Raw genomic sequence first — 26939 nt, 5'->3', positions numbered from 1 at the left:
CTTGATTTATTCTATTCTTTCCCAAATATAAACAGCTTTATAAGCAGGTATAATATTAAAAGCCTTTCCACTTCCTACATTTGCACTTGTTGCCGTATGTTTATGAGTATATGACCATGATACACTTTTCCATGCATTTACAGGAGTTGTATCACTTTTTTGATAATTTCTTTTTGTTCCAACAGTTCGTGTAAAAGGTCCTGATGTCCCGCCTGTTGTCCCAGTAGAAAACACAGAGCCAATACTTCCACTTGATGATGCATTATTTATAGTAATAGAATGTGAATGGACTGGTAATTCTTCGGTTTTTAAGGTATGACTTAATCCTCCTCCTTGACTATTTAACTTATACGTTTGATCATCTGCACCAAAAATAAACCTACCTTTTATTCTTTCCCAATTTCCTCCCCATTCTATATTAGGATCAAAAGAGCTATTATTAATGTATACAATCGAACCGACAGGATGTATATAATCAAGTAAACCTATACCTTTTACCCCTTTATGAAAAACAGCCGGAATATTTACTTCAAAGGCATCTTCTTCACAAAATTTCCCGATAGAAATTCCCTTTCCACCTTTTCTAAAATCTAAAGTTACAAATTCAGTTTGTAGTAATACATAATCTTCTGAACTCATATAAAAATCATTATATTTAATTTTTATATCAAAAGTACTTTCATTAGGAAAAGTAGCCATATCTAAAGGAATTAGAATATTAAATTTTTCAGAAACCTTATCTTTATTGGTTACAACAGTAGACACATATTTCCCATCTATAAACTTCCCTTCTTCAAATTCATCACTTACGACAATAACCCCTTTAAAAAATTCCTCATATTTTTCTGCACCAAATAATTTTCTATATAACACATATTCAAAAGTATTCTTCTTATTAACCGACGCAAAATCAGCATTAAAACTTACAATAAGAGAATTACCACTACTCTCTTCAGCTCTTTTTACATTAAAATTGGAAATATTTAAATTGCTGTAAGGATATACAGCTATTGTTGAGTTTAAAGCTGTACTTTCATACCCTCTGCTGTCTACAACGCTGGTTACAATATTTATTTTATCCCCACTATTTGGAAGTGTAATTCCTTTTATATGTGAAGAAGTTGAAGAATAAGCTTTTCCTCCAACATTAACTTTATATGTATTTATCGTAGCATTATTTTTTCCATCAGCCGTTATTAGAGAATCAATAGTACTTACATTTTGAACCAAAAGACCTTCAAGAGTATTATTACCGGTTATTTCATTACCTGAGACAGTAGGCTTAAATTCATCAGTATCTGGAACTTTTACAGTTAAATTAACATACTTACTTCCTATATTTGTACTGCCACTATATGTAGTACATGTTATTTTCATTGTTGCCGAAGTAGCCGAAGTAATATAATCTGCCAAAGAATTATCTAAACTTAAAGATGTACTGCTTCCAACATTACTTATAGTCTTTGAATAACTTCCCATTGCACATACTATTTTATGCGTAAAAGAACTACTCTTTCTATTTGTATAAATTGTAACACTACTTCCTACATTTACTGACGATGCACTAAGTGTAGGAGTAGAAGCTCTTGGAATAGTCGCAAGTTTATAACTTCCCGACAAACTTCCTGTTCCAAGACTTATTCCTGTTGGATGAGATGCACTAACAGATACAGTCTTTGTTCCGTCTGCATTATGTGCTATGGTTTTTGTTACAGAAAATAATTTATTATATGTTCCTGTCCCCTTACTTCTAAAATCGAAACTTACGGATTTTGTATATTTAACCCCGTTTATTTTATAAGTAAATGTTTGAGAGTCTAAATTATAACTTTGAGAGTTACTGCTTGCTTTATACATTCCAAAAGTAAAAGTGACACTTGAACTGTTATTTGTAACACTTTGAGAGTTTGTAGAACAAGTTACATATAAATCATAACTACTTGAAGCATAATTTCCTTTTATTGTTGCCATTATTCTTCTCCTCCTTGTAAATATGTTATTGTGAGATTTCCTTCGCTTCCGTCAAACATAAAATCTCCTATTCTTAAATTTTTATTTATATTTGCCATTGAAGTTTCAAGCCCCATTGTATTTATCTTAGTTGAAACATTTTCTCCAACCTTAAAATCAATATTTCCGTTTGCTAAATATATACTCGCTCCTGTTTGAGTTTCTTCTAAAGAATCAGTATTTTCACCATCTAAATTAGTTTCTGTTAAAGAGAAACTTTGAACAACAGGATTATTTTCTTTTACTTCATCGCTTGATTCAACATTTATCCATTTTGCATTTATCCCAACAGTACTTATGTAATTTGCAATAAACGAACCTTCATCACTTAAACCAAAGGACCAAATCGGCTCTTCATCGTTGTAATTATTTGTCCATCTAAAACCATTCCCCGAAAGTTCATATACAATATTACTTTCTTTTAATGTTTCTTTATTGTGATAATAATAAACAACACTGCCGTCATCATATCGTTTAGATGTAGAATAAAGCCCAAGCATTGCCCCTGGTATTTTATTTAAAGCAAGTATGTCTTTTTCTCTTTTTGAAAGCTCTTTTTTAAGTTCTTCCTTAACATTGCTTATTATGTTAGATTCATGCTTTGTAAGAGGATTTGCTGAAGCATAACTAGCTTTTTGCTCTGTTGTCCCCTTTGCTTCAATTTCAGAAGAGCCATTCAAATTAAAAGTATGGTGTGTAACAATACTTTCAAACCCATTGCCCATATTATCTGTAAAAACTATTTTTGCAAGAGGCCATAAAAACGGAAGTGATATCGTTGTAGCTTTAAAAGGTAGATAGTTTATTACTTTCATATTAGAAAGACCATTTATAACCTTGTTTACATATGTTTCATCATATGATATTACCTCTTCTTCATCATCTGTAAAATCTAATGAGCCATCTTCACCACCAGAAACATCACCCTCATCTGGTGTATCTTCTTTGTTTTCAACTATTTCAGGTGATGTAATAAGCTCATTTCCCTCAATAGTATAAGAAAGAAGAGTATTAACACTTTCATCTCCTTTGTTTTCTTCACCTTCAATCTCACTTGTATCAGATGGTAAAGTATATTCATTTGTAAGCTTAACTTCTTTTGTTACATTACCGTCTTTACTGTTTACAACAAGTTTATTTAATGTAAGAGATGTGTTTGAGTATTCTGATGAATATCTGATATTTGGCGTAATATTAAAAACTTCTGTTGTATTTGGCACAAAGAAATAATCATAGAATTCTAATTTCAAATTCCCCTCTGCATCCATATATGCACAACTTCCTGTTATCTCACAAATCCATTGTAAAATCTGTCTACAGGTTATTTCTTCTCCCTCCGGATAAGAACTTGGGACATAATCAAGATTAGGTAAATCAAGATTTATAAAATATTCATCAGGTGAAATATCATTTACGCATTTTGAAAAAATAGCATAAAGTATCTGCCTAATGTTCATACCTTTAGGATATAAAGAAAAATCAAATACTTTATCAAAAGCTACTAAACCGTCAAGAGCAGTAAGTTCTACGGTTGTTTGATTTTTAACCTGTTCATCTACCATAAATACACCCATTGGAATATATGAAATAAGCCCGTCATCTGTTTTAACTTTTAACCTTACATAAAGTTTTGCACCGTTAAAATCAACATCATCAAAATTTCCTTTGTGGTTATCCAAAGTCATTTTTAATTCTGCCGCTATGGCACTGCCAATTTCTATGTTATCCCCACTTGCAACATATCTATCAATAGAAAAAGAACCTGCAATAATATTTTTTTCTGTTATATTCATTGAAGTTTTTTCATTTTTTACAGTTTCTTCAGTAAGTAATTCTGTATTACCATTTTTGGGAGTTTCTATCGGTGGTAAATTAACTGCCGATGAAAAAAAGACAGAGATGTCAACTCCCTGTCTTGTATTTTCCATTACTTTATCAAATGTTTTCTTATCAATTTTATATGACATATTTAAACCTCCTCACTTGGAACTTCCCCATTATCATCTTTTTTAACCTCTTCAAAATCTGTATTGGCTTTTCGTTGAGATAGTGTAAGAGAAAAGCCATCCCAAAATCCAAGTGCACCATTATAAAGAGGCACGCTTGTTTCACCAAGATAAAATTCATCTACTAAATATGCGTTTTTCTTTGGATCAAAATAACATATTGTTACATATTCATCCGAAAAATTATTAAGAACAATGCTTAAGTCGTTACTGCTCATTGCCCTGTATGAAACCGATAATTCAACATATTCACCAAGCTTCATTTTATTATAAGTAGTATCTTCCGTTCTTCCGCTGTCAGAAGATAAAAGCTCTTTTAATGCACAACTGTAAGATGAAGGGCAAACCTGTAAATCTATGTATTTTATCATTTTAACGCCTTCTTTATCGTACGTATCAACTATTAAAAAAGGAAGGGGATTTTTTATCTTTTCAAGCCCTTCCTTTATATAGTTATTAAATTCTTCATATGTTTTTTCAATTATAACTTTTTCCATTTTTATACCCCCAATGCAATAATAGTTTTACCGTCTCTTCTGTTTCTTCTTTCGATAGCTGTAATAATATCTTGAGATTTCACTTTGCCGTTATTATCAACTATTTGAATTGTCCAATCTCCTCCGACCATATTTGAGCCAAAAGCAGCGCTTACAGCAGAATATACACCTTTTGAAACAGATGCAACAATTTGGTCATTGTTCATGACAGCTGTTTTTCCGTTAAATGAGCCTACAAGTTCAGGTCCTGCCTCTCTTGCTATAAACATTTGTCCCGCATCAACAATACCGCCTTTTGCAAGTCTTGGTAAAGAAACTCTTGCTATTACGGGAATTTCTACTCCCGGTATTTTATTTATTAATCTGATTGCTCTATTTATGGCACCGATAAACCCATTGATAATACCGCTTGCAAAACTTATAACTGCATTAACCACAGACTTAAAAGCTCCTGATATACCATTACCTATTGCAGTACCAATTTTACTGAACATGCTTTTTATATTGCTCCAGATATTGCTAAAAAACTTCACACATCCGGAAAATGCGTTTTTAATTCCATTCCAAGCACTTTTAAATATGCTTCCAAACCATGAGCCGACTTTTGCAAATACATTCTTTATTCCACTCCATACGTTCGAGAAAAACTCACCAACAAAGGAAAATGCATTTTTAATTGCTTCCCAGCCTGCTGAGAATACATTTCCAAAGAATTCAGCCACAACAGAGAAAATACCGCAGATAACTTCCCATGCCATGGAGAAGATTGAACCTACAAACTCAAGCCCTGCAGAGAATATACCGCATATACCTTCCCATAATAAACCTAAGCCTTCTTTGATTAATTCTCCGTTACCTGTAAATAATCCAACAATTATATCAAAAACACCTTTTACAATTTCAACGGCTCCTGAAATTAATTCTGAAATAAAATCAAAAAATCCTGTTACATATTCTGTTATCATTGGTCCATATTCTTCCCATAATTCAATTAATACATCAAAAAGTCCAACAATAATTTCAGATATTAATCCAACTGCTTCTGTAATAGACTCTATTAGCCCTTCAATTCCGGAACAAACCCCCTCTACAAATGGAGTCATTTCATCTCCTTCTCCACCAAATATAGCTTCTTTAAAATCCGTAAAGGCTAATATTGCAGGCTCAAAAGCATCTTTAACACCATTCCATGCCGTTGTAATTTTATCTCTAAACTCTTCATTAGACTTCATTAGTTCTTTAAAAATAGCAATAAGAGAAACAACTGTTGCAACAATTAAAGCAATAGCAGCAACAATCCCACCTGACAAAAGAGAACCCGCCATGGAACCAATCTTACTTGCATTTGCTGTAAGTGCATTTCCTGCTGCGCTCATTTTATCTGATACTAAATTTGGAAGATCCTTTATTCCGTCTTTAATGCTTTTAAAACTAACATTAGATATTGATTCTTTAAATTTTGAAAAACTATTCGAAGCTTTCTCTCCTAATTTTGAAATATCATCTTTAAATTTTAAAATATTTCCTTTTCCGTCACTTACAAAATCCGAAAAAGATATTTTACTGTTATTTAATTCTCCTTTAAAATCTTTTAAATATTTTCCGGCTTTAATTGTTCCGTCTGATACTGCATTTGAAAAAGATTTTATAGCCTCACTCTTATTTACACTTGAATATAAATCTTTTATTGTATTTTTTATACTTTTAACCGCATTAATACCTTCTGATACAGAAGTTACAATGTCTCCCATACCTCCAACAAAAGAGCCAAAACTTACCAAACAATTATCCACGGCTCCCGTTAATACTCCCACATTATTTTGAAGCTGTGTTATATTATCTGCCAATGTTGTAATATTTTTTGTCATATTTCCAATATTTTTATTTGCCATTTTTTTCTCCTTTCTATTTTTCATTTTGGCTAAAAAAATAATTATTTAATTTATTCTTTCAATTCAACCCCCCCTTTCAAAAATTCGTAATAAAAAAAACACCAAACTCTCGTTTGATGTTTTTAACTAATTTTATATTTTATAATCCTAATTTTTCAAAACTGTATTTTGAAAATGTTTCTATCTTACTTTCTATTATAGGTTCTCTATCATATAAGAACATAAATGCTGCCCTCTCTTCCCCTTCATTTGCCTTTACCATATCATAAATGGCTATATATGGTTCTTTTTCCATTTCTCTTACCATTTTATCTATCATTATACTTGATATGTTTCCAAGCAAACCTTTTAAATTTTCTTTTGCCTTTTGAGAATCCTCTTTTAATTCTTCTATAATTTCAGCTCCTTTTCTTTCATAATAAAGCTTTTCTTCCATTGCTTTTGAAGTCTCTTCTTTTGACAAGATAAATTCTATATATCTTCTTGTCATTGCTTTGGATTTTTCTTCAAGCTCCCCTCCTTTTATGTCGCCTTCTATATTCTTTACTATCTGAGGAAACACATCTTTATAATAGTTATCTACCCATACTTTCGCCTGAGTCAACTCTCCAAAGTCTCCTATCTTTTCTCCTACTTCTATTAACTTTTCTCCTGTCTCTTCTATCTTATCTAAAATCCCAAGTGCAAACTTATGTTTTTCTTTGAAATATTCGTTATATTCCCTTGAACATTCAAGTCCTGTTGCTATTATTTCTTGTTCTTCTTTTGTAAAATATTTATCTTTTGTATTTTCATAATCCCTTGTATACTGCCAGTATTCATTATAGAAACTTCTTAGACTTTTATCTTCCAAAGCCATTATATATGTTCCTATAAATTCATACGCTCTAAATAAATCATTTTTTACTTTTATTTCTATATCATCATTTGGATCAAATGTCATTTTCTGTTTTAGCTTCTTTACCTTGTCCATTCTGAATACTATTTTGTCTACTATTTCTCTCATTTTTATACTATCGACACTATTTCCACATGGGAAAAGTTTATTTAACAAAAGTTTATCTTCTTCATCTAAATCTGATATTATATTATTTATATCTCCTCCCAAATCAACATATTCTGTGACATCCGTTTTAATAAATCTATAATATGATTCTATTTTTTTATTATATTTAGATATCTTTTTTTCATTACTTTCCGTGGATAGTTTTTCTTTATATGTTTTCATATTTTTAAACCACAAAAGAATACTTTCCTTTAACTTTTCTATCTTTTTTTCTTCCTTTGTTTTACCCATAATTCCCTCCTTAAATTTCGTTCTTTTATATAATTTAATTTTATCATTTTATTTTCTTTATTCAATAACATTTTTGTAAGATTTGATATTACTTATTTTATTCAAAATATATGTAGAAAATTGTAATATTTATGATTTATAATATTTATTAATCCTTTTATTAATTCAAAATAAAATATAAAAGAATTTTATTATAAATAAAAAATTCTTCATTTTGAAGAAAAATTTTTAATAATCTATATACATTTATAAATTTTTATTTTAATATATAAATATATCATTATTCTTTAAAATACCTTTATTAATACAAAAAATATATCATTTAAAATTAAATAATTATTATTGACAAAAAATTGACTTTTTTTTGTCGAGTATTTAAACAAAACGCATATAATACTTTATTTTTAATTTCGGTTAATTATAATTTTATTATAAGAATCTTTCTTTCAAGAGGTAATTCAAATGAAAACAAAAGAAGTTAATTCGTCATATGAAATAATAAGTTTAATTACTAAATTCAAATCTCAAAGATTACTAAAATTAATCTATGAATTTAAGACCGGTTCAAAATGCACCTGTACCGGATACTATATTATTGCAACAGATATGGGTCTTATTTTATCTGCTGAATATAATACTAACATTACATGTTTTATTACATACCAAAATATAGAAAAAATTTATATAATATTATCTAAAGACAAAATTAAAATAAATAATAATGAAGATTTTATCAAGTCTTTAAAATTTATTGATATTGTATTTAATGACAATAATAAAAAATATAGCTTTACACTAAAAAACTCTTTTGAAAATATAAATACAAATATCAAACTATTAGATTATGCCTCTATTGTTGAATACTTAAATATTAAGCTAAACAAAAATCAAATAAAATACATCAAAAGATATAATAACTAAAAAAAGAAAGCTATATTATTTAGCTTTCTTTTCAAATTCATTATTAAACATAGTAACATAAGCACTGAAAATCTCTTCATTATTTTTAACTTCTTCTTCTTTGTTTTCATTAAATAACTCAAAAGGCTTACCTGGATATTTATTATTATCTCCTAAAACACTTGCAATAGCATGAGATATATAAATACCATTTATCCATGAACTAAAATTGATTTTTTCAATTTCATTTTTTTTCTTTATTTCATATGCTTTAACAAAAAATGTAACTTCCTTAGGAGTAAGTTTCCAAAACAAATTATAATCAATTCCAATGGCAAGTGCATTAACGAGATATTCTTCCTCAATATAATCCTTTAAAGATTTTATATTAGATTTTTCTTCTTTTCTTTTTATACCTGTTAAGCTTCCTTCTTCGCTGTCTTGTTGAGAGCTTGAAAAAAACCGCTTTGTTCTACTGCATTATTAATCTCTTGTAGTATTTCATCAAGAGAACCTCCATTTTCAAGATGTGCTTCCAATTCGCTTCCCGCTTTTTCAAAATCACCATTCATACATAGTGCTAAAAAACCTCTTACAGTAGATAAAATCATTTTATCCATATTAGTTAAAGCAATCCCCATATCTTCCAATTTACAAATTGCATTAAAATTCAAATCAGGTATTGTATATGTTTTATTGTTAATAATCATTTTGTTTTTTCCTTTCAAAATATTTTATAAAATACTTTTTTATAGAGGAGTTTCCTCCTCTATATTTATTATCTACGCAATGCTTTTTGAAATTTTTGAACTTGGTAAAACAACAACTTTCATATCTACTGCAACATTTAAACCAGCACCTACGATTAATGCGTTATGTTTACCTGTGAAAGAATATTCTGTTTCACCAAAGTTAATTTTATATGTTAATTCTTCACCTTCTGCGCCAACTAATTGTTCAAAAACATTTGCATCATAATTTGCAACAAATTCCATAGCAGCCATACCTTTAATACCAGGGATGAATTTTTGTGAATCATCTGATAAGCAAGTTACTTCAATTGCTGCCGGTGCAGCTCCTAAATCAGGGAATGATTTAATCGCTACATCAATATTGATAGGTTCTTCTCCTTTTGTTCCTGTAATTTTTAATTTTGTTCCTTGTGTACTAATTGCCATTTTTTAAATCTCCTTTTCTTTTTCTTTTGTTTGTTTTATTAAGTCAACTATTGCTTTTGCCAAATCTGGCTTTTCATTTTCTTTGCAGGTCATTTTTGGAATTATTGTTTCATATTGTTTTTTTAATATTCCACCTTCCACAAATGTCTCCTTTACCTGTAAGTTAATCAGAGCTTTTTCATAGGATTGTTTAATATTTTTTATATCATTTAGTAAAAGATTTTTCTCATTCTCTTTTTTCTTTAATTCTTCTTTCAAAAGTAAAATATCTTTTTTATTTTGCTTATATTTTTCATTTACTTCATCAAACCTGAATTTTGGAATCATAAGAACTTTTCTTTGAATAGGATTTTCTTTTACTGTCACAATCGTTTCTTCAAACATAAACAAATCATCTCCTTTCTGTTGTTTTCGCTGACATTCAGCGTAATTCATTTCCTTAAAATATCTAAGAAAAAGTTTTATATAAAAAGTATGAAATAAATAACATTAAAAACTATTTCTATATATAACTGCCTTTATTTTTTATTTATTCATACTTTTAAACTAATTAATTACTTTTTTTAGATAAGCTGTAGTCTCTTTTCTTTCTCCGCCGCTGCTATGATACAAATTTGTTGTAATATCTATTATTTCAAATCCTTCATTCATAGCCTCTTCAAGCTTTGACTCCATATAAAATGGATCGCCTGAAATACATTTAATCTCAACCATAACTATCCTCCTTTTCTATTTTGACAATACAAGCAATCGTTTGATTTTAAAATTTGCAACATATAAAATCTACTTTGAAATATACGATTATTTAATTGTCAAATATTTCTCTTTCATATCTTTAAGGAAATTTTTATATATTTAAGTACCTTGTTTGATAAAAATTTCTAAGTTTTTTTATAATATTATTTTTTCGTTTATTTATTGCCTTTTGAGACAAATTAAAAAGAAGACTTATTTCCTTTTCTGTCTTATTTTCAAAATAATACAGATAAACAAGTCTTCTTTCATCTTTGCTTAAATCTTTAAGTATTAAATTCAATTTTTTTATTTCTAATTTTTTTATTATTTCGTCTTCACACTGAATATACATACCCTGATTATATTCAAACTGTATCCCATTTTCCTTCATATTTTCATATGAATACTCTTTGTCTTTCGCTTTTTTATAAAGATATCGTTCATGTTCTCTTTCTTTGTAGTAAGCTTTATAAACTTCGTCGCTTACATCAATGCGCTTTTTATTAACTAGTAAAGTTTTATTTTTCATCCCTTCTCCTTCCCAACAAAAAAGAGCCAAAGCAAATTAACTTTGACTCTTTTATTTGAATGATTAATATATAACAGCTGCTATTTATAATTTTTTACGATATCATTATACCATGTTTTCCCAAAAATGTTGTCCCAACTTTTTACAAGATTTTTAAACTATATTTAAAATAAAACATAAAAATAAATAAAATAAAAAAAACAGTTGACAAAAGCAAAATAATTTAGTATATTATATAGGCGGTGCTGATGTGGCTCAATCGGTAGAGCAGCTGATTTGTAATCAGCAGGTTGTAGGTTCAAGTCCTATCATCAGCTCCATTTTTATGCCTTTTAACTCTGAGTATTCAGAGTTTTTTTATTTACTTTTTATATAATAATTGTTATCTTTTTATCTCTATTGCAAATATTTAATACCAATTAATAACTTTAATAGTATTTTAAAAATAAATATTAAAAAACTTACATATAGTAAAATAATATTAATAATTGTATCTAAAAATTTTTAATTAATTATAAATATATATTGAAGTTTAAGAATAAAATAGTTGACAAAACATAAATAATTTAGTATATTATATGAGCGGTGCTGATGTGGCTCAATCGGTAGAGCAGCTGATTTGTAATCAGCAGGTTGTAGGTTCAAGTCCTATCATCAGCTCCATTTTTATGCCTTTTAACTCTGAGTATTCAGAGTTTTTTTTATACAAAAAAAGCAGGTATGAACCTGCTTTTTAAACAATCACCTTAAATATTTGTCTTGCTGTATTTTTTAAGTTTTTATAGGCTGTATCTTTTTCGATTAGCTCGTCCAGTTCCATTGGTTTATGAATTATTGAAAAATATCCATCAATAAACTCACTGTCAAGCTTATCTTCACTTTCGACACTACCTGCAAGCAGTATTGTTTTCACATTATATTCCTTTGCCATTATACAAAGACTAACCGCAGCTTTACCCATAAAAGATTGTCTATCAAATTTACCTTCCCCTGTTATAACATAATCACAATCTTTTATCTCTTCTTTTATCTTTGAATAATCTAAAACAGCATCTACTCCGGAAATAATTTTACCCCCAAGAAATGCCATAAAAGCAAACCCGATTCCTCCGGCAGCACCGGCACCTTCTTTATTGCTGTAATCTATTCCCCATTTATCATATGTTTCCTTTGCAAGTCTTTTAAGGCTGTAATCTAAATCAAATGCCATTTTTTCATCAGCACCTTTTTGAATAGAATAAACCATACTTGCACCCTCTTCTCCACAAAGTGGATTTTTAACATCAGAAGCCACAACGAATTTACATTCTTTTAATTCTTCCATAGCTCTGCTTTCATCAATATAATGAAGTCTATTTAGTTTACCACCACCGGCAGGAATTAAATTATTAAATTCATCATAAAATCTATATCCTAAGGCTTTTAACATGCCACATCCGCCGTCATTTGTAGCACTTCCACCAATAAATACTACAAAATTTCTAATACCTCTGCGAATAGCATCTCTAATCATTTCCCCAACCCCGAAAGACGAAGTAATCATAGGGTCTCTTTCGCTTTCAGGTATCAAATCAAGTCCAGAACATTTTGCCATTTCAATAAAAGCAGTATCATCCATAATCTCATAGTAGCTATCAATTATTTCTCCCAAAGGATTATGGACTTTTAAATCAATCCTTTCTCCGTTAATATCCTCCATAACAGACTCTATACTGCCTTCGCCTCCATCAGCAAAAGACTTAACAACAACATCTATATTTTCATCAACACTAAGTATCCCCTCTTTTACGGCATTCCCTGCTTCAAGAGAAGATAGACTTTCCTTAAAGGAATCCATTGCAACCAATATTTTCATAACTTATTCTCCATATAAAAAATTTTATATAATAATCTTTTTTTAATTGTCAAGTTCTTTTGTAATTTTCCTCTTTTGTATATATCTTACTATACCAAAAATAATATATAAAAACAAAGACGGTAATATCAATAACATACCTATAGTTCCTATAAACTCTATAATATCATAATCAGAATCAATAGCAAAAAACATAGTCATAAATGAAATTAAAAATACCATACCTGAAATATTTTGAATTGTCTTATATCTGATATACCGTTTAGTTAATACTTCTGCATATGTAATATTATTGTCGTTTTTATTTATTACCTTTCTTTCTTTTAAAGAAAATCCACACTCACTGCAACAATCATTTCTCCTGTTATTATCATAACCACATTTTGGGCAAATCATTTTATTACCTCAAATATAAATATTATATAATTTTATATAATTATAAATCAAAATTAAAAACTTTTCCATAATATTAGAAATAAAAAAAGACAACACCACGTTGTCTTTTATTTTATTTCATCAAGTATTTTTTCTATGTATTTTTTAACTATATCTTCTTTCGGAGATGCTGTCATATTCTTTTTGTTTATTCCGGTTGTAACATGAAGTACTTCGTAAATATCATCTTCAAAAAGTTCATTTTGTTCCCTAAATTCATCTAAGGTTAAATCTTGAAGGAATTTATTTTCTCTTACACATTTTCCAACTAAATTACCAACCACAAAATGCGCATCTCTAAATGGACATCCTTTTTTAACTAAATATTCCGCAACATCTGTTGCATTCATAAAGCTGTTTACACAAGCATCTTTTAATACATCTTTATTTACGGTTATTGTATCAATCATTCCAGTAAATATGCTTAAACATTGTTTTACTGTATCTACACTGTCAAAAGTTGATTCTTTATCTTCTTGCATATCTTTGTTATAAGCAAGAGGAAGACCTTTCATAACTGTTAACATCGCCATTAAATTACCATAAACCCTACCTGTTTTACCTCTTATAAGCTCTGCAACATCAGGGTTTTTCTTTTGAGGCATCATTGATGAACCTGTTGAATATTTATCTGAAACAGTGATAAACTTAAATTCATCACTAGCCCAGTAAATAATCTCTTCACTAAAACGTGATAAATGCATCATTATTATAGCTAAATCATCTAAAAGCTCAATTACATAATCTCTGTCAGATACAGTATCAAGAGAATTTAAAGTAATGCTGTCAAAATCAAGTAAACTTGCAACATAATCTCTATCGATATCAAATGTAGAACAAGCAAGTGCACCTGCGCCAAGAGGCATAACGTTTGTTCTTTTATATGTATCTTTAAGTCTGTCCATATCTCTTCTAAACATTTCTACATAAGCACAAAGATGATGCGCAAATGTAACTGTTTGAGCTCTTTGCATATGTGTATATCCGGGCATTATTGTTTTTGTATTATCTTTTGCAATTTCAAGTAATGTAAAAATAAGATTTTTCACAAGCCCCATAACTTCCATTATTTCAGCTTTAACATACATCTTCATATCAAGAGCAACTTGATCGTTACGACTTCTGCAAGTATGAATTCTCTTCGCACTATCCCCTATTCTATCAGTTAAGATACTTTCAACAGCCATGTGAATATCTTCATATTCTTCATTAAAAGTAACTTTTCCTTCGTCTATGTCTTTCATTAAATTTTCTAAAGCTTCAACAAGCTTAATTTCATCTTCTTTTGTAATTATACCTTGTTTACTAAGCATTTTTACATGAGCTATACTTCCTTTAATATCATATTTATATAGCACTTTATCAAAATGAAGAGAGTTGTTAAAAATATCAACTTCTTTTGCATTTTGCTCAGCAAATCTTCCTGACCACATTTTCATAACAATTACTCCTAAACATAACTTTTCAATTTTTCACTATTTATTACAATAACATATTATTTAATATATGACAATAACAATATTATACATGATTTTACAAAATTTCTGTAACTCCCAAGAAAATCAAAGCTTCACTTTTCCCGTTATTAAAATATTTACAAGCAACAAGAGAATCTTTCTTTAAATTCTCATCATAAACAGAGTCTTTCAATAAAGATAAAATATAAATATTTTCTTTTTGTATATAATCAAAAGACCTTGCCCAAATTTTTTCAACATAACCTTCTTTATAAGGTATAACTATATTTATATCATCTGGAAAAATTCTGCTTCTAAGATTATCTATTTCTTTCCTATTTCTCACTTTATAAATGGTTTTGTTATTTTCATCAAATTTTAAATGATTTTTTGCTTCCTCTTCCTTTATATGTTCTATTTCATTTAAAATATCTATATCTAAATCTTCAATCAAATCATAATTGGCAAGTTTTATCTTTTCTTCTATATATTTTCTATTTGACTTATCAACCATATCTCCCAAAATCCTAAGCATTATTCCTCTTTTATCATCTGTATAAACATATCCGATAAAACGTTCTTCAATATCATGAATTCCCATTTTTAAAAGAAATTTATCGGCATTATTTACCGATACAAATTTTCCGTCAATATCTCTGTAATTATAATCTCTAATTTTCATTAAAAAATAACCTCAAATAATTTTATATATACATGATAATATTTTTTTTAATAATTTTAAATATAAAGTTTAATCTTGACTACAAAAAACCTCTCTCTTATTTAAGAGAGAGGTCTATAGGATGAAAGATAAAAACTAAATGTAAAATAAACTATTTATCTTCGTTTTTCTTTTTCATAAAAGCTCTGATTTTTAATGGAAGTCCATAAAGTTTAATAAATCCTGCTGCATCATTATGGTCATATAATTCACCTGTTTCAAATGAAGCAATTTCTTCATTGTATAATGAATATGGACTTTCAATACCTTTTGTAATCATATTACCTTTATATAATCTTAGAGAAACTTTACCTGTAACAGTTTCTTGTGTTTTATCAACAAAAGCATCTAATGCTTCTCTAAGTGGAGAAAACCACATTCCTGAATATACAAGATCAGCATATTTAACTGCTACTGTTCTCTTATATGCTTGAGTTTCTCTATCTAAAGCAAGTTGTTCAAGTTCATTGTGAGCATAGTATAAAATTGTTCCGCCCGGAGTTTCATATATACCTCTTGACTTCATACCTACAACCCTGTTTTCAACCATATCTACAACACCAATACCATGTTTTCCGCCAAGTTCGTTTAATTTTGCAAGAAGGATAACACCATCCATTTCTTCTCCGTTTAATTTAACAGGAATACCTTTTTCAAATTCAATTTCAATTTCTTCTGCTTCATCTGGAGCATCTTCTACATATGTTGTTTTTTGAAGAAGGTTTCTGTAATCAGGCATGTTTGCAGGATCTTCGAGTTCCAATCCTTCATGAGATAAATGCCAAATATTCATATCTCTTGAATAACTTTCTTCTGCTGACATATTAAGTTTAATATCATGTTTAATACAGTAATCAAGAGCATCTTGTCTTGATTTAATACTCCAAAGTCTCCAAGGAGCAATGATTTTAATATCAGGAGCTAAAGCCATAATTGTAAGTTCAAAACGAACTTGATCGTTTCCTTTACCTGTAGCACCATGACAAATACAATTTGCACCAAGTTCTCTTGCTTTATCAACCAAAATCTTAGAAATTAATGGTCTTGCAATAGATGTACCAAGTAAATATTTGTTTTCATAAACTCCGCCTGATTTTAACATTGGGAAAATATAATCATTTACAAGTTCTTCAGTTGCGTCAATTATATCAATACTATCTGCACCATATTCAATGGCTCTTTTTGCTAAATCTTCTTTTTCATTTGGATCTACTTGTCCAACATCAACACATACCGCATGAACTTCACAATCATAATTATTTTTAAGCCAAGGAACTATTGTTGAAGTATCTAGTCCACCTGAATAAGCTAATACTATTTTATCTTTCATTATATATATACCTCCAAAATAAATCACTAATTTAAAATACTGACTAATTATACATAAAAATGTATAATTAGTCAACAATAAAAGGAAAATTTTTTATATTTTTTTATTTTTATACATTTTTATTAAAAATTTTGCATAAAATATTTACTCTGTTTCCAAATTTTGATATACACAAAATATCTTTTAGGTTGATATTTTTATAATTTAATCATATAATATATATGACCTTAAAATTATGCTATTATTTTGAACCTACACTTTTACACAGGGATATCGGGTCTTTAAGTAGATGTCAAGCCTCTATAAGTGGACGGCAGAAGCGGTAAGCAGATAACCCACCTATCATTTTTGATAGGATCAAAATCTTGGCAATTTTAGGGTCTTTTTTATTTTAAGGGGTACAAAATATGGATTTAATGGAAATATTAAAAAATAAACAAGGTTATAATTCAAACCATTCAAATGAACTTGCAAAAATTCAACAAAAAGCTAAAATGTTATGTTTTGAATATAATAATACTTCTCCAATAGAAGAAGACAAAAGAAAAGAAATTCTAAAAAATTTACTTGGAACATATAATCCTCTTGTTTTTATAGAACCTTCTTTTCACTGTGATTATGGATTCAATATACATATGCATGGGCTAGCTGTAATAAACTATAACTGTGTAATACTTGATACCTCTCCTGTAAATATTGGTAAAAATGCATTTATTGCTCCGGGTGTATGTATTGCATGTTCAGGTCATGCAATAGATAAAACCCAAAGAGCAAAAGGAGTTGGAACATCCAAACCTATAACAATAGAAGATGATGTATGGATAGGTGCAAATTCTACAATTTGTGCAGGTGTAACTATAGGACAAGGAAGTGTAATTGCTGCCGGAAGTGTAGTAAATAAAGATATACCAAAAGGAGCTATAGCAGGAGGAGTTCCTTGCAAGGTAATCAGAAACATAACAAAAGATGATATTATAGAAAATATTATTTTTTAAATAAAATACTTGACATTTTAAATTAGAACCATTATAATTTAAATACAAACAAAAAAGGAGATAAGAACAATGTTAGATAAAAAAGTTGCTGAATTATTAAACGATCAAATAAATAAAGAATTATACTCTGCTTATATCTATTTAGATATGGCAAATTTCTATGCTGATTACGGTTTAGATGGATTTGAAAACTGGTTTTATATCCAAGCTCAAGAAGAAAGAGATCATGCAATGATGATCAGAGAATATTTAAAAGATAACGGACATAAAATCACAAGTGGAGCTATTGAAAAACCTGAATACACATATGAAAAACCAATGGATCCACTTGTAAAAACATTACAACATGAAAAAATCGTAACAGGTTTAATAAATAATATATATGATGCTGCATACGAAATCAAAGATTACAGAACAATGAAGTTCTTAGATTGGTTTGTATCAGAACAAATGGAAGAAGAAAAAAGCGCTGAAGATAATATAAGAAAATTTGAATTATTTGGTCATGATGCTAAAGGTTTATACTCTCTTGACCAAGAATTTCTAGGTAGAACATATTCAGCTCCAACAACTGCTGAATAATAAAAAAGCACCAAAAGGTGCTTTTTTTATATGCAATTATATATTCAATGCCAAGTCTAAATATCTTTTCTTTATTTTAAGCTGTTTAGCTCTAAATTTAAAATATCTTTTATACATATTTACTAATCTGTCATTGACAACTTGATTTTCATTCTTTTTTAGTTCAACCCTTATATTTAAATACATATTATCCCCTATTCTTTCAAACATTTTTACCATATAAAACATAACAAATAATTTCATCTTTTTCATTTCTTTTACCTCTTTCCTTTTTTCTTGACATTATTATATATTTTTTAAACATCAAAATTTGTCGAAAAATACAACTATAAAGGTTAATTTTATTAAAAATAGTATATTTTAAAATAATGGCAAATTAATTGTATAACGTTGTATTTATAATATAAATTTTGTATAATACTATCATAACAACCAAAAGTATTAATTTAATTATATATACTAAATAGCACTAATAATTACATAAAGGATTTTAAAATGAAACTAAATTATATACATATTGGACAAACAATAAAAAGTTATAGAAAAAATAAACATATTACACAAAAAGAATTATCTAAGTTAATAAATAAATCCGTTACTCACATAAGTAAAATAGAACAAGGTCAAAGCAAAGCATCTCTTCAAACAATAGTTGACATTGCAAATACACTTGAAATAACCGTAGATGAAATTTTAAAAGGAAGTATAATAAAAACGGCACAAAATGAAATGATAAAAGAATACGAAGAAATATTTAAAAACTGCTCATTTGCAGAACAAAAGTTTTTAATAGAGAATTTAAAATTTGCCAAATATCAATTAAAAGAATTAAACAATACAAAATAAAAAAGACTTAATATATTAAGTCTTTTTTATTCACTTCTTAAAGTTATTAAATTCATTTCAAAAGGGTTAAATATTCTAAAATTAACAGTATCGTTTCCGAGTCCGGCACTTACAATCATATTTGTATCATTAATTGTATATAATCCATGGTAGTATTTTGGAAACCATTCTTGATCAGGAGATAAAAGTCCACCTTTAAAAGGTATCCTTATTATCCCCCCATGAACATGTCCGGATAAAATCAAATCGACACCGCTTTTTTCATATACTTCAAAATAAATAGGATTATGAGTTAATAAAATATTATATTTATTATTTTCAAATGTTTCTTTATTTATAGTCTTTGAAAAATTATCTTCAGTATATTCTATATTTGATTCTTTTAAAGCTGCCTTTGTAGAATAATATACTAAATCTACATTAAGCCCGTACATATTTATATATGATGAACCTTTTTGAAGTTTTATCTTGGTATTTTTTACAACTTTAACATCAAGCTCTTTTAGTGAAGATATAAATTCATCATAAACACCAACATTATTATATTCAACAAGCTGTTCATGATTTCCATCTATATAATAAACAGGATAATCTTTTGATATTTTTTTTACCAAATTTATAAAAACATGACCATCATCCTCTGTGGAATTCATCATATCTCCCGTACAAACTATAATATCAGGATCGATTTTATAAATTTTATTTATAAGTTTTATATTGTTTTCTCCAAATTCTCTCGAATGTAAGTCAGAAAGCTGAAGAATTTTATATCCATTAAAATTACTGTCTATCTTATTTGAAACAATTTCATTCTTTTGAACTATAAATAAAGAGGTATTTTCAAAATATAAATATACAAAAAGTACAAGAACAATCAATAGAGTAACTATTTTAAATCTTCTCAAAATAAAACCTCCATATATAGTGTATTGTTTATTATATCACAATATGTTTTTTAACCAAAAGGAAAATAGTGTTTTTAATAAATAAATTTATATGATATAATTAGCATACATAATTTACGTACATAATTTTTATAGAGGTGCATATGAAAAAAGAAGATTTAAAAGATATAAAACTTTTCGTTATGGATATGGACGGAACAATCTACTTAAGTTCAACTCTTATAGAAGGTTCTCTTGACTTTATTGAACATTTAAGAAAGAACAATAAAGGTGTTTTATTTTTCACAAACAATTCTTCAAGAACAGGAGAAACTTATGTAGAAAGACTTAACAATATGGGATTTAATGTTACCGATAAAGATGTAATGACATCAGGAGACGTAACAATAAAATATCTAAATACAAAATATAAAGATAAAAAAGTATACTTAGTTGCTACACCTAAAGTAACAAAGAGTTTTAAAGATGCAGGAATTAATCTTGTTGAGGAAGATCCTGACATAGTAGTTATGACTTTCGATACTACTTTAACTTATGAGAAACTAGATAAAGCATGCCATTATATAAGAAATGGAGCTTTATTTCTTGCAACACATCTTGACATAAACTGTCCTACAATAAACGGTTTTATGCCTGACTGCGGTGCTATGTGTGAACTTATAACAAAATCTACAGAGAAAAAACCTAAATATCTTGGAAAACCATTTAAAGAAACTGTAGATATGATAGTTGAAAGTACCGGATATAAAAGAGAAGAAATTGCATTTATAGGTGATAGAATTTATACTGACGTTGCAACTGGAGTAAATAATGGAGCAAAAGGAATCCTTGTTCTAAGTGGAGAAACAAAAAAAGAAGATATACCTAAGTTTGATACTACCCCAGACTTAATATTTGATAAAGCGTATGATATGATTCCATATATAAAATAAAAAAACGTTTGATATCATTTTGTATTATGATATCAAACGTTTTTTATTCTTCTATGGCATTTAAAAACATTTCATGAAATTCCTCAGAAACCTTTTTTAAATTAATAATTTTATTATTCATTAAAAAACAATGTTTGCTGCTTCCAGTATTAACAATCTCTCCGGTTTCTTTATTTGTAAGAGTATATTCAAGTTCAAGTCTAATACCGTTGTATTTCTTTATTTTAACATTTACCAAAACTACATCATCAAAATAAACCATATTCTTATATTCACTGCTTACACTAAGAACAGGAGAAATTATTCCCTTTTCTTCCATTTTTTTATAGCTAATTCCAAGCTTATCCATAAAATATATCCTTGCACTCTCATACCATCTTATATAATTTGAATGATGAATAATACCCATTTGATCTGTTTCATAATATTCAGCTTTATGTTCGTAATCTTTCATTTTTACCTCTTTGTTTATAAAATAAATTACATTTATATTCTATCATAAAACATTAAATAAAGGATTATTTTTTAATTTTATGGCAATAAATCCACCTAAATAAAAAACATGAAAAAATTTCATAAAAATTGAAAAAAAAGCTTGCATTTAATAACTTTTCATGTATAATATAAAAGGACTGTTAATAAGGCCCCTTGGTCAAGCGGTTAAGACGTCGCCCTTTCACGGCGAAAACAGGAGTTCGATTCTCCTAGGGGTCACCAAAGTCTTTTTAATTTTACGGCTCGGTAGTTCAGCTGGTTAGAATGCTAGCCTGTCACGCTAGAGGTCGAGGGTTCGAGTCCCTTCCGAGTCGCCATTTTACCTGGGGGAGTGCCCGAGTGGCTAAAGGGGGCGGACTGTAAATCCGTTGGCTCAGCCTACAATGGTTCGAATCCATTCTCCCCCACCATCCTCATAATTGATTATTATAAGTGTACAATTTGTTTGTACACTTTTTTTATTTTATAATATAAAAAAGAGCAAAAAAACGCTCTTTTTTATTGCTTATTTTAAATACAACATTTTGCTACTTATTTACTAATATGGTTTCATTTTCTAAAACATCTTCCATATATTTATAATTAGTTCCATCAAAGATAACACTTCCATCTTTTTTTACACCTATAACAACATTTTTACAAGTATATATGTCTACAATATCATTCCATTTATCTAATTCTGACATACCTATGCCACCTGTTTGAACTACAGTTCCATCTGATTTTAATCCAACAAGAACATCTCCGAGAGCTATATCTTCGATATTCTTCCAATTTGACACATTAAATTTTTTATTTTCATCCCTTATCACAATAACCTTACCTGATTTTGTCAAGCATGCAATTATTCCATTTGAGCATTCTATTTTTACTATATTTTTTAATCCTTCAATATCATTCTTTATACTTTTATCCACACCACCTGCAACAACTGTCCCATCTTTTTTAAGACCTATAATATAATTATCCTCTACTTTTACATCTAATAAATTCTCCCAATTGGTTACAATTTCTTTAAGCGTATCATTTTCTGTAATAATATTTGCTTTTCCGTTTGATTGTACGCCAACAATTGTATTTTTATTTATATCCACAGAAACAATACTTTTCCAATCTTCAATTTCAAATGGATATATATATTTATTAGAAGAACTATCAAAATTTTTAATATTTAAATTTCCATCATTACTTATTGCAAATATATAATCATCACTCAAATATACAGAAATAATATTTTCCCACATATTTACTGTTGAATCTTTTAAAAAATAACCAGAACTTTCTTTTGCACCAACAATCTTTCCTTTTGTATTTACACTTATAAATTCATCCTCATTAAAACTAAGAACTTGTAAATTCTTATCTATTTTTTTATAACAATATGAAAATTTTTCTTTTGCATCACTATAATCATCTGCCATTGAATATAATAATGCAGCATTACCATAATTTTCTGCTTTTTCAGCTTTTAAAGCATTATTATAATTAATTATTTTTTTACATATGCCATATTTTTCATATGAATCTTTAAAACCATCAGCTTCATCAAAATGCTCCATTGCTTTATAATAATTTTTTGAATTATAATAATGCATAGCTATTTGGTAATTAAAAAAAGGAAAAATTATTTTTGAAAATAAAAGAAAAATTATTATTAATATAATAATAGTTATATAAACATGATTAACAGCAAATTCTTTTACTTTTTCATAAATATTTTTTAATCTAGACTTTGTTATATTAATCTTTTTTATTTTATTAATTTGCTTATTACAATGTTGATATTTATTATTTGAATCTTTCCAACTTAAAATTGTTTTTAAATAATCTCTTGCAAGTATGTAATCATCTAAAGAACCTGAATTTATAAGCTCCTCAGCTTTATTATAAATCTTATTATTTAATTCTTCTTGAGATTTTTCAAGCAAAACTTTAGCATCTTTATAATCAATTATACTACTTAAATCTTTTACAATTTCTTGATAATCCTCTATATCTTTTGCACATTTTATTTTTTCTATTACATTATTATATATATGTTCTGGCATTTCATTATTTATATAATTCTTTGCATTATCTAAATATGAACTAACCTCATTTTTTAAATTTTCATCTCCAAATTGCATGATTTTTTTATAATAATGACAGACTGAAAAATCTTCTTTACAATTACTAAGCTCTTCAGGTTTAGATAAACCATACTTTAAAAGAAGTTTATATAAATAAACTTGTGCATTTTCGGAATCTATATCAAGAACTCTTTCGCAGTACTCACTGGCACTCTCAAAGTCCTTATCTTCAAGAAACATCTTAATTCTTTTTATTAAATTTTCAACACTTACATTTTCATTTAGTATGATAGTCTCAGCAACTATCCCATCTTCTTTACCAAGAATCTTCTCTATTCCTCTTATTAAGTCCTGCATAAAACCTAATTTGCTCATATCTTGTGCTTGCAAGTTTGAAAATTCTTCTGGTAAATCATATGGGTCCATGTCTCTGTACGCAGGTATTAAAACTTTTTCTTCTCCGTTTTTTATTAAACTTAAATACCTGCTCCATTCATTCCTTACCCATACTGATTTGAAATTCTCTTCACTTGTTCCCAGTACTACCATTATCTTCGCTGAATTTAGTGCAGCAAAAATATAAGGCTCATATTCGCTTCCAAGTTTATCTTCTAACGTTATCCTTGAAAAAAATACTTTAAATCCTTCTTCTGTTAATTCATGATATAGTTCTGTAGCCAGTACTGAATCCCTTGTTCTTCTTCCATTCTTATCCGTTTCTTTATAACATATGAATACATCAAAAGGTTCTTCTTTCTTTGATATTTCAAGTATCCCCTTTTGTATCTCGTCTATTTCTCTTGCTTGCTCTTCATATATTCTCTTTTGTTCTTCACTTGCATATTTTATTGCAAGTTTATAGTCTCCATCTGCAAATACTGATGTATAATGGGTTCTGTTTATTGTAGGTACTATTTTTTGTGTTATTGGATCTTCTACATATTCTATTCCATATTTACATAATACTAAACACCAATATGCCTCTGCATCTGTGCTGTCATCTTCTAAGATACTTTCATATACCTTTAATGCTCTATCGTATTCATTATTCCTTCTTAGTTCACTGGCTGCATTATATAAATTTTCTCTTTTTTCGTCATTTAATAGAGGTAATGTCTGCTTTGTACCGCAATACTCACATACTCCTACCTCTTGATTTTCTTCTATTCTTAACGTGCCGCCACACATCTTACATTTATATAACCCCATTTTATACCTCAAATTTCTATCACTATCGCAAATTAAAACCTAATTTGAAATTTTTATTTTTTCATCAGATAAAGTTTTTTTCATATTTTGATAATCATTTCCTACAAAAACAACACTTCCGTCTTTCTTCAATCCTGCAATATAATTATTACAAGTATATACATCCACAATATTTTCCCATTTATCTATTTTTGATATCCCTACACCGCCTGTTTGAACAACAGTTCCATCTGTTTTTAATCCAACAAGACAGCTTCCAAGAGAAATATCTTTTATATTTTTCCATTTAGACACATCAAATTTATTACTATCTCCTACTACAATAACCTTACCTGATTTTGTTAAGCAAGCAATTACCCCATTTGAAAATTCTATTTTTGAAATATTTTTTAGTTTTGCAAGCTCTTCTTCTATACTTTCCGTTAACCCGTCAGATACAACTGTTCCATCTTTTTTAAGAGCCACCACACAATCTCCTCTAACTTTAACATCTGCTAAATTCATCCAACCTTCAACAGCATCTTTGATAGAAGTTTTATCAGTAAAGATTTTTGCAGTTCCATCTGATTGTACACAGACTATAGTATCTTCATATGTATCAATAGCTACCACATTGGTCCAATCTCCAATGTTATATTCGTAGTCACTATAATTATAACGAGTTTGTAACTCTACAACTCCATCTGATCTTAATCCTAAATAGTATCTTTCTCCCATGCATACAGAAACTATATTTTCCCAACTGCTAAATGAACAATAAGAATCATAAAAATCATCTTTATTTTCAAAAAGAATTTCGTTATCATATTTTTCTTTTTTTTCTTTTATAGCTATAAAATTATTATCATAAAAACTCATTGAATTATAATATTTTTTTACCTTATTATAACATTCAAGAGATTTTTCTTTTGCATCTTTATAATCTCCAGCATTTGAATATAAAACCGCAGCCTCTCCGTAATCTTTCTCATCCTCAAACATTACAGCTTCATTATAATTCACAATAGAATAATATTTTTCATATTGGCTTTGTGCATCCTTATATTCACCTGCCATTTCAAAATATTCCATTGCATTATAATAGTCATCATTATTAGCATATTCCACTGCTTCATTATAATATGATCTAGGTTCAATATAACTATTAATAAAAACATTGATACCTATAACTACAGAAATTACAATAAAAATACATGTATTAATATGACCAGATACATCACCTTTAAACAACCAATCTGTAAATTTATCCCTTACTTTATAAAATATATTTTTATTATAAACTTCTTCTTCTTTTTGTAATCTTTCTATTTTTTTATTACAATACTCATATTTTTTACTCGCATCTTTCCAATTTGGAATTCTTTCCAAATATTCTTTTGCCAAAAAAAGATGTTCAATAGAATCATTTTTCATTAATTCTATAGATTTTTCATAAAGCATGTTGTTTTGTATGTTTTGATATTTTTCCAATAATATTTTCGAATCTTTATAATCAATTATTTTGTTTAAATCGTTTATAATTTTTTTGTAATCTTCTATGGTAAATGCATACTTTATTTTTTCTATTACAGAATAATATATTTCTTGAGTTTTTTCCTCTTTAAATTTTTTTATAGCTTCATTTAAATATAAATTTACATTATTTATTAAATCGTTATCACCAAAACGAATTACTCTTTTATAGTTTGAACTAACAGAAAAATCTTCTTTACATTCTTTTAATTCATCTAATGTTGACACACCATATTCAATTAAAAGTTTGTAAAAATATACTTTTGCATTTACAGGATCCATATCGAGAGCTCTTTCGCAGTACTCATTGGCACTTTCAAAGTCCTTATCTTCAAGAAACATCTTAATTCTTTTTATTAAATTTTCAACACTTACATTTTCATTTAGTATGATAGTCTCAGCAACTATCCCATCTTCTTTACCAAGAATCTTCTCTATTCCTCTTATTAAGTCCTGCATAAAACCTAATTTGCTCATATCTTGTGCTTGCAGGTTTGAAAATTCTTCTGGTAAATCATATGGGTCCATGTCTCTGTACGCAGGTATTAAAAC

25 protein-coding genes, 5 tRNA genes, 1 other RNA gene and 1 pseudogene are annotated in these 26939 nt (G+C 28.2%); 11 read left to right on the top strand and 21 right to left on the bottom strand.

Features of this window, described 5'->3' with window-relative positions; genetic code table 11:
- Positions 1 to 6: 6 nt before the first annotated feature.
- The 5 genes from V2W16_RS00160 to V2W16_RS00140 form a co-directional block, all read right to left on the bottom strand.
- Positions 7 to 1971, bottom strand: coding sequence for a DUF859 family phage minor structural protein (locus V2W16_RS00160; protein WP_329379595.1), 1965 nt, complete (start codon positions 1969 to 1971; stop codon positions 7 to 9).
- Positions 1971 to 3977, bottom strand: coding sequence for a hypothetical protein (locus V2W16_RS00155; protein ID WP_329379592.1), 2007 nt, complete (start codon positions 3975 to 3977; stop codon positions 1971 to 1973). Before V2W16_RS00155 ends, V2W16_RS00160 begins: the two co-directional genes overlap by 1 nt.
- 2 nt (positions 3978 to 3979) lie before the next feature.
- On the bottom strand, positions 3980 to 4513 hold the full coding sequence (locus tag V2W16_RS00150) for a hypothetical protein (protein WP_329379589.1): 534 nt from the start codon (positions 4511 to 4513) through the stop codon (positions 3980 to 3982).
- 2 nt (positions 4514 to 4515) lie between these two features.
- The gene (locus V2W16_RS00145) at positions 4516 to 6405 is read right to left on the bottom strand and encodes a phage tail protein (RefSeq protein WP_329379586.1); all 1890 of its coding nucleotides are present in this window, start codon (positions 6403 to 6405) and stop codon (positions 4516 to 4518) included.
- A 139-nt stretch (positions 6406 to 6544) separates the two neighbouring features.
- Complete coding sequence (locus tag V2W16_RS00140; RefSeq protein ID WP_329379583.1) at positions 6545 to 7702, bottom strand: hypothetical protein; 1158 nt, start codon at positions 7700 to 7702, stop codon at positions 6545 to 6547.
- 462 nt (positions 7703 to 8164) lie between these two features.
- Between V2W16_RS00140 and V2W16_RS00135 the strand changes: the two genes are divergently transcribed.
- Positions 8165 to 8623, top strand: coding sequence for a hypothetical protein (locus V2W16_RS00135; protein ID WP_329379579.1), 459 nt, complete (start codon positions 8165 to 8167; stop codon positions 8621 to 8623).
- Positions 8624 to 8638: 15 nt separating this feature from the next.
- Here V2W16_RS00135 and V2W16_RS00130 read toward each other — a convergent pair whose 3' ends face one another.
- The 6 genes from V2W16_RS00130 to V2W16_RS00105 all read right to left on the bottom strand — a co-directional run bounded on the left by V2W16_RS00130 (position 8639) and on the right by V2W16_RS00105 (position 11044).
- Complete coding sequence (locus V2W16_RS00130; RefSeq protein WP_329379576.1) at positions 8639 to 8917, bottom strand: hypothetical protein; 279 nt, start codon at positions 8915 to 8917, stop codon at positions 8639 to 8641.
- Between the two features lie 104 nt (positions 8918 to 9021).
- Positions 9022 to 9312, bottom strand: coding sequence for a hypothetical protein (locus tag V2W16_RS00125; protein WP_138269701.1), 291 nt, complete (start codon positions 9310 to 9312; stop codon positions 9022 to 9024).
- 72 nt (positions 9313 to 9384) lie between these two features.
- A complete protein-coding gene (locus tag V2W16_RS00120; RefSeq protein WP_329379569.1) occupies positions 9385 to 9780 on the bottom strand; it encodes a hypothetical protein in 396 nt (131 codons plus the stop codon).
- Between the two features lie 3 nt (positions 9781 to 9783).
- Positions 9784 to 10215 (bottom strand): hypothetical protein, encoded by a 432-nt coding sequence (locus V2W16_RS00115; RefSeq protein WP_329379566.1) that lies wholly within the window; start codon positions 10213 to 10215, stop codon positions 9784 to 9786.
- A gap of 111 nt (positions 10216 to 10326) precedes the next feature.
- Complete coding sequence (locus tag V2W16_RS00110; RefSeq protein WP_171020680.1) at positions 10327 to 10494, bottom strand: hypothetical protein; 168 nt, start codon at positions 10492 to 10494, stop codon at positions 10327 to 10329.
- A 133-nt stretch (positions 10495 to 10627) separates the two neighbouring features.
- Positions 10628 to 11044 (bottom strand): sigma factor-like helix-turn-helix DNA-binding protein, encoded by a 417-nt coding sequence (locus V2W16_RS00105; RefSeq protein ID WP_253229484.1) that lies wholly within the window; start codon positions 11042 to 11044, stop codon positions 10628 to 10630.
- Positions 11045 to 11288: 244 nt separating this feature from the next.
- Between V2W16_RS00105 and V2W16_RS00100 the strand changes: the two genes are divergently transcribed.
- A tRNA-Thr gene (locus V2W16_RS00100) sits at positions 11289 to 11364 on the top strand.
- A 267-nt stretch (positions 11365 to 11631) separates the two neighbouring features.
- A tRNA-Thr gene (locus V2W16_RS00095) sits at positions 11632 to 11707 on the top strand.
- Between the two features lie 70 nt (positions 11708 to 11777).
- On the opposite strand, the gene V2W16_RS00090 is transcribed toward V2W16_RS00095, so the two are convergent.
- From V2W16_RS00090 to V2W16_RS00070, 5 genes are all read right to left on the bottom strand, one after another.
- Complete coding sequence (locus tag V2W16_RS00090) at positions 11778 to 12899, bottom strand: glycerate kinase family protein (RefSeq protein ID WP_253229485.1); 1122 nt, start codon at positions 12897 to 12899, stop codon at positions 11778 to 11780.
- Between the two features lie 42 nt (positions 12900 to 12941).
- Positions 12942 to 13295: a hypothetical protein gene (locus tag V2W16_RS00085; RefSeq protein WP_329379555.1), complete on the bottom strand. Its 354-nt coding sequence runs from the start codon at positions 13293 to 13295 to the stop codon at positions 12942 to 12944.
- A 107-nt stretch (positions 13296 to 13402) separates the two neighbouring features.
- Complete coding sequence (gene argH, locus V2W16_RS00080; RefSeq protein WP_329379552.1) at positions 13403 to 14773, bottom strand: argininosuccinate lyase; 1371 nt, start codon at positions 14771 to 14773, stop codon at positions 13403 to 13405.
- Between the two features lie 94 nt (positions 14774 to 14867).
- Positions 14868 to 15473 (bottom strand): hypothetical protein, encoded by a 606-nt coding sequence (locus tag V2W16_RS00075; protein ID WP_329379549.1) that lies wholly within the window; start codon positions 15471 to 15473, stop codon positions 14868 to 14870.
- Positions 15474 to 15624: 151 nt separating this feature from the next.
- Positions 15625 to 16842 (bottom strand): argininosuccinate synthase, encoded by a 1218-nt coding sequence (locus tag V2W16_RS00070; RefSeq protein ID WP_329379544.1) that lies wholly within the window; start codon positions 16840 to 16842, stop codon positions 15625 to 15627.
- Positions 16843 to 17062: 220 nt separating this feature from the next.
- Here V2W16_RS00070 and ssrS point away from each other — a divergent pair.
- The 3 genes from ssrS to V2W16_RS00055 all read left to right on the top strand — a co-directional run bounded on the left by ssrS (position 17063) and on the right by V2W16_RS00055 (position 18419).
- Positions 17063 to 17228: non-coding RNA, 6S RNA (ssrS, locus tag V2W16_RS00065), on the top strand.
- Between the two features lie 21 nt (positions 17229 to 17249).
- A complete protein-coding gene (locus V2W16_RS00060) occupies positions 17250 to 17837 on the top strand; it encodes a sugar O-acetyltransferase (RefSeq protein ID WP_329379541.1) in 588 nt (195 codons plus the stop codon).
- Positions 17838 to 17906: 69 nt separating this feature from the next.
- Positions 17907 to 18419 carry a ferritin gene (locus V2W16_RS00055; RefSeq protein ID WP_329379538.1) on the top strand — a complete coding sequence of 171 codons (513 nt, stop codon included), beginning with the start codon at positions 17907 to 17909 and terminating at the stop codon, positions 18417 to 18419.
- Between the two features lie 36 nt (positions 18420 to 18455).
- Here V2W16_RS00055 and V2W16_RS00050 read toward each other — a convergent pair whose 3' ends face one another.
- Positions 18456 to 18671: a hypothetical protein gene (locus V2W16_RS00050; RefSeq protein ID WP_329379535.1), complete on the bottom strand. Its 216-nt coding sequence runs from the start codon at positions 18669 to 18671 to the stop codon at positions 18456 to 18458.
- A gap of 243 nt (positions 18672 to 18914) precedes the next feature.
- Here V2W16_RS00050 and V2W16_RS00045 point away from each other — a divergent pair, with 243 nt between their 5' ends.
- On the top strand, positions 18915 to 19265 hold the full coding sequence (locus tag V2W16_RS00045; protein WP_329379532.1) for a helix-turn-helix domain-containing protein: 351 nt from the start codon (positions 18915 to 18917) through the stop codon (positions 19263 to 19265).
- A gap of 26 nt (positions 19266 to 19291) precedes the next feature.
- On the opposite strand, the gene V2W16_RS00040 is transcribed toward V2W16_RS00045, so the two are convergent.
- Positions 19292 to 20170: a metallophosphoesterase gene (locus V2W16_RS00040; protein WP_329379529.1), complete on the bottom strand. Its 879-nt coding sequence runs from the start codon at positions 20168 to 20170 to the stop codon at positions 19292 to 19294.
- 143 nt (positions 20171 to 20313) lie between these two features.
- On the opposite strand from V2W16_RS00040, the gene V2W16_RS00035 reads away from it, so the two are divergent.
- The gene (locus tag V2W16_RS00035; protein ID WP_138269325.1) at positions 20314 to 21102 is read left to right on the top strand and encodes an HAD-IIA family hydrolase; all 789 of its coding nucleotides are present in this window, start codon (positions 20314 to 20316) and stop codon (positions 21100 to 21102) included.
- 43 nt (positions 21103 to 21145) lie between these two features.
- On the opposite strand, the gene V2W16_RS00030 is transcribed toward V2W16_RS00035, so the two are convergent.
- Positions 21146 to 21556 carry an acyl-CoA thioesterase gene (locus V2W16_RS00030; RefSeq protein WP_329379519.1) on the bottom strand — a complete coding sequence of 137 codons (411 nt, stop codon included), beginning with the start codon at positions 21554 to 21556 and terminating at the stop codon, positions 21146 to 21148.
- A gap of 188 nt (positions 21557 to 21744) precedes the next feature.
- On the opposite strand from V2W16_RS00030, the gene V2W16_RS00025 reads away from it, so the two are divergent.
- The 3 genes from V2W16_RS00025 to V2W16_RS00015 all read left to right on the top strand — a co-directional run bounded on the left by V2W16_RS00025 (position 21745) and on the right by V2W16_RS00015 (position 22007).
- Positions 21745 to 21819, top strand: a tRNA-Glu gene (locus tag V2W16_RS00025).
- 18 nt (positions 21820 to 21837) lie between these two features.
- Positions 21838 to 21914 (top strand) — tRNA-Asp (locus V2W16_RS00020).
- Between the two features lie 8 nt (positions 21915 to 21922).
- Positions 21923 to 22007, top strand: a tRNA-Tyr gene (locus V2W16_RS00015).
- A gap of 117 nt (positions 22008 to 22124) precedes the next feature.
- Here V2W16_RS00015 and V2W16_RS00010 read toward each other — a convergent pair.
- Both V2W16_RS00010 and V2W16_RS00005 read right to left on the bottom strand, forming a co-directional pair.
- A complete protein-coding gene (locus V2W16_RS00010; protein WP_329379516.1) occupies positions 22125 to 24875 on the bottom strand; it encodes a toll/interleukin-1 receptor domain-containing protein in 2751 nt (916 codons plus the stop codon).
- Positions 24876 to 24914: 39 nt separating this feature from the next.
- Positions 24915 to 26939 (bottom strand): annotated as a pseudogene (locus V2W16_RS00005) (hypothetical protein); the annotation flags it as partial.

The organism is Anaerofustis butyriciformans, assembly GCF_036289385.1.
Lineage (GTDB): Bacteria > Bacillota > Clostridia > Eubacteriales > Anaerofustaceae > Anaerofustis > Anaerofustis butyriciformans.
The sequence above is the reverse complement of the archived record's forward strand: the minus strand, read 5'-3'. Positions and strand labels throughout refer to the sequence as shown.

Bases quoted from the DNA above. Each gene is read 5' to 3' on its own strand.
- argH (WP_329379552.1), bottom strand. From the start codon at position 14,773: ATGAAAATGTGGTCAGGAAGATTTGCTGAGCAAAATGCAAAAGAAGTT.
- V2W16_RS00115 (WP_329379566.1), bottom strand. From the start codon at position 10,215: ATGAATTACGCTGAATGTCAGCGAAAACAACAGAAAGGAGATGATTTG.
- V2W16_RS00110 (WP_171020680.1), bottom strand. From the start codon at position 10,494: ATGGTTGAGATTAAATGTATTTCAGGCGATCCATTTTATATGGAGTCA.
- V2W16_RS00035 (WP_138269325.1), top strand. From the start codon at position 20,314: ATGAAAAAAGAAGATTTAAAAGATATAAAACTTTTCGTTATGGATATG.
- V2W16_RS00090 (WP_253229485.1), bottom strand. From the start codon at position 12,899: ATGAAAATATTGGTTGCAATGGATTCCTTTAAGGAAAGTCTATCTTCT.
- V2W16_RS00140 (WP_329379583.1), bottom strand. From the start codon at position 7,702: ATGGGTAAAACAAAGGAAGAAAAAAAGATAGAAAAGTTAAAGGAAAGT.
- V2W16_RS00135 (WP_329379579.1), top strand. From the start codon at position 8,165: ATGAAAACAAAAGAAGTTAATTCGTCATATGAAATAATAAGTTTAATT.
- V2W16_RS00030 (WP_329379519.1), bottom strand. From the start codon at position 21,556: ATGAAAGATTACGAACATAAAGCTGAATATTATGAAACAGATCAAATG.
- V2W16_RS00105 (WP_253229484.1), bottom strand. From the start codon at position 11,044: ATGAAAAATAAAACTTTACTAGTTAATAAAAAGCGCATTGATGTAAGC.
- V2W16_RS00070 (WP_329379544.1), bottom strand. From the start codon at position 16,842: ATGAAAGATAAAATAGTATTAGCTTATTCAGGTGGACTAGATACTTCA.
- V2W16_RS00155 (WP_329379592.1), bottom strand. From the start codon at position 3,977: ATGTCATATAAAATTGATAAGAAAACATTTGATAAAGTAATGGAAAAT.
- V2W16_RS00160 (WP_329379595.1), bottom strand. From the start codon at position 1,971: ATGGCAACAATAAAAGGAAATTATGCTTCAAGTAGTTATGATTTATAT.
- V2W16_RS00075 (WP_329379549.1), bottom strand. From the start codon at position 15,473: ATGAAAATTAGAGATTATAATTACAGAGATATTGACGGAAAATTTGTA.
- V2W16_RS00050 (WP_329379535.1), bottom strand. From the start codon at position 18,671: ATGAAAAAGATGAAATTATTTGTTATGTTTTATATGGTAAAAATGTTT.
- V2W16_RS00120 (WP_329379569.1), bottom strand. From the start codon at position 9,780: ATGGCAATTAGTACACAAGGAACAAAATTAAAAATTACAGGAACAAAA.
- V2W16_RS00060 (WP_329379541.1), top strand. From the start codon at position 17,250: ATGGATTTAATGGAAATATTAAAAAATAAACAAGGTTATAATTCAAAC.
- V2W16_RS00085 (WP_329379555.1), bottom strand. From the start codon at position 13,295: ATGATTTGCCCAAAATGTGGTTATGATAATAACAGGAGAAATGATTGT.
- V2W16_RS00010 (WP_329379516.1), bottom strand. From the start codon at position 24,875: ATGGGGTTATATAAATGTAAGATGTGTGGCGGCACGTTAAGAATAGAA.
- V2W16_RS00055 (WP_329379538.1), top strand. From the start codon at position 17,907: ATGTTAGATAAAAAAGTTGCTGAATTATTAAACGATCAAATAAATAAA.
- V2W16_RS00150 (WP_329379589.1), bottom strand. From the start codon at position 4,513: ATGGAAAAAGTTATAATTGAAAAAACATATGAAGAATTTAATAACTAT.
- V2W16_RS00145 (WP_329379586.1), bottom strand. From the start codon at position 6,405: ATGGCAAATAAAAATATTGGAAATATGACAAAAAATATTACAACATTG.
- V2W16_RS00125 (WP_138269701.1), bottom strand. From the start codon at position 9,312: ATGATTATTAACAATAAAACATATACAATACCTGATTTGAATTTTAAT.
- V2W16_RS00045 (WP_329379532.1), top strand. From the start codon at position 18,915: ATGAAACTAAATTATATACATATTGGACAAACAATAAAAAGTTATAGA.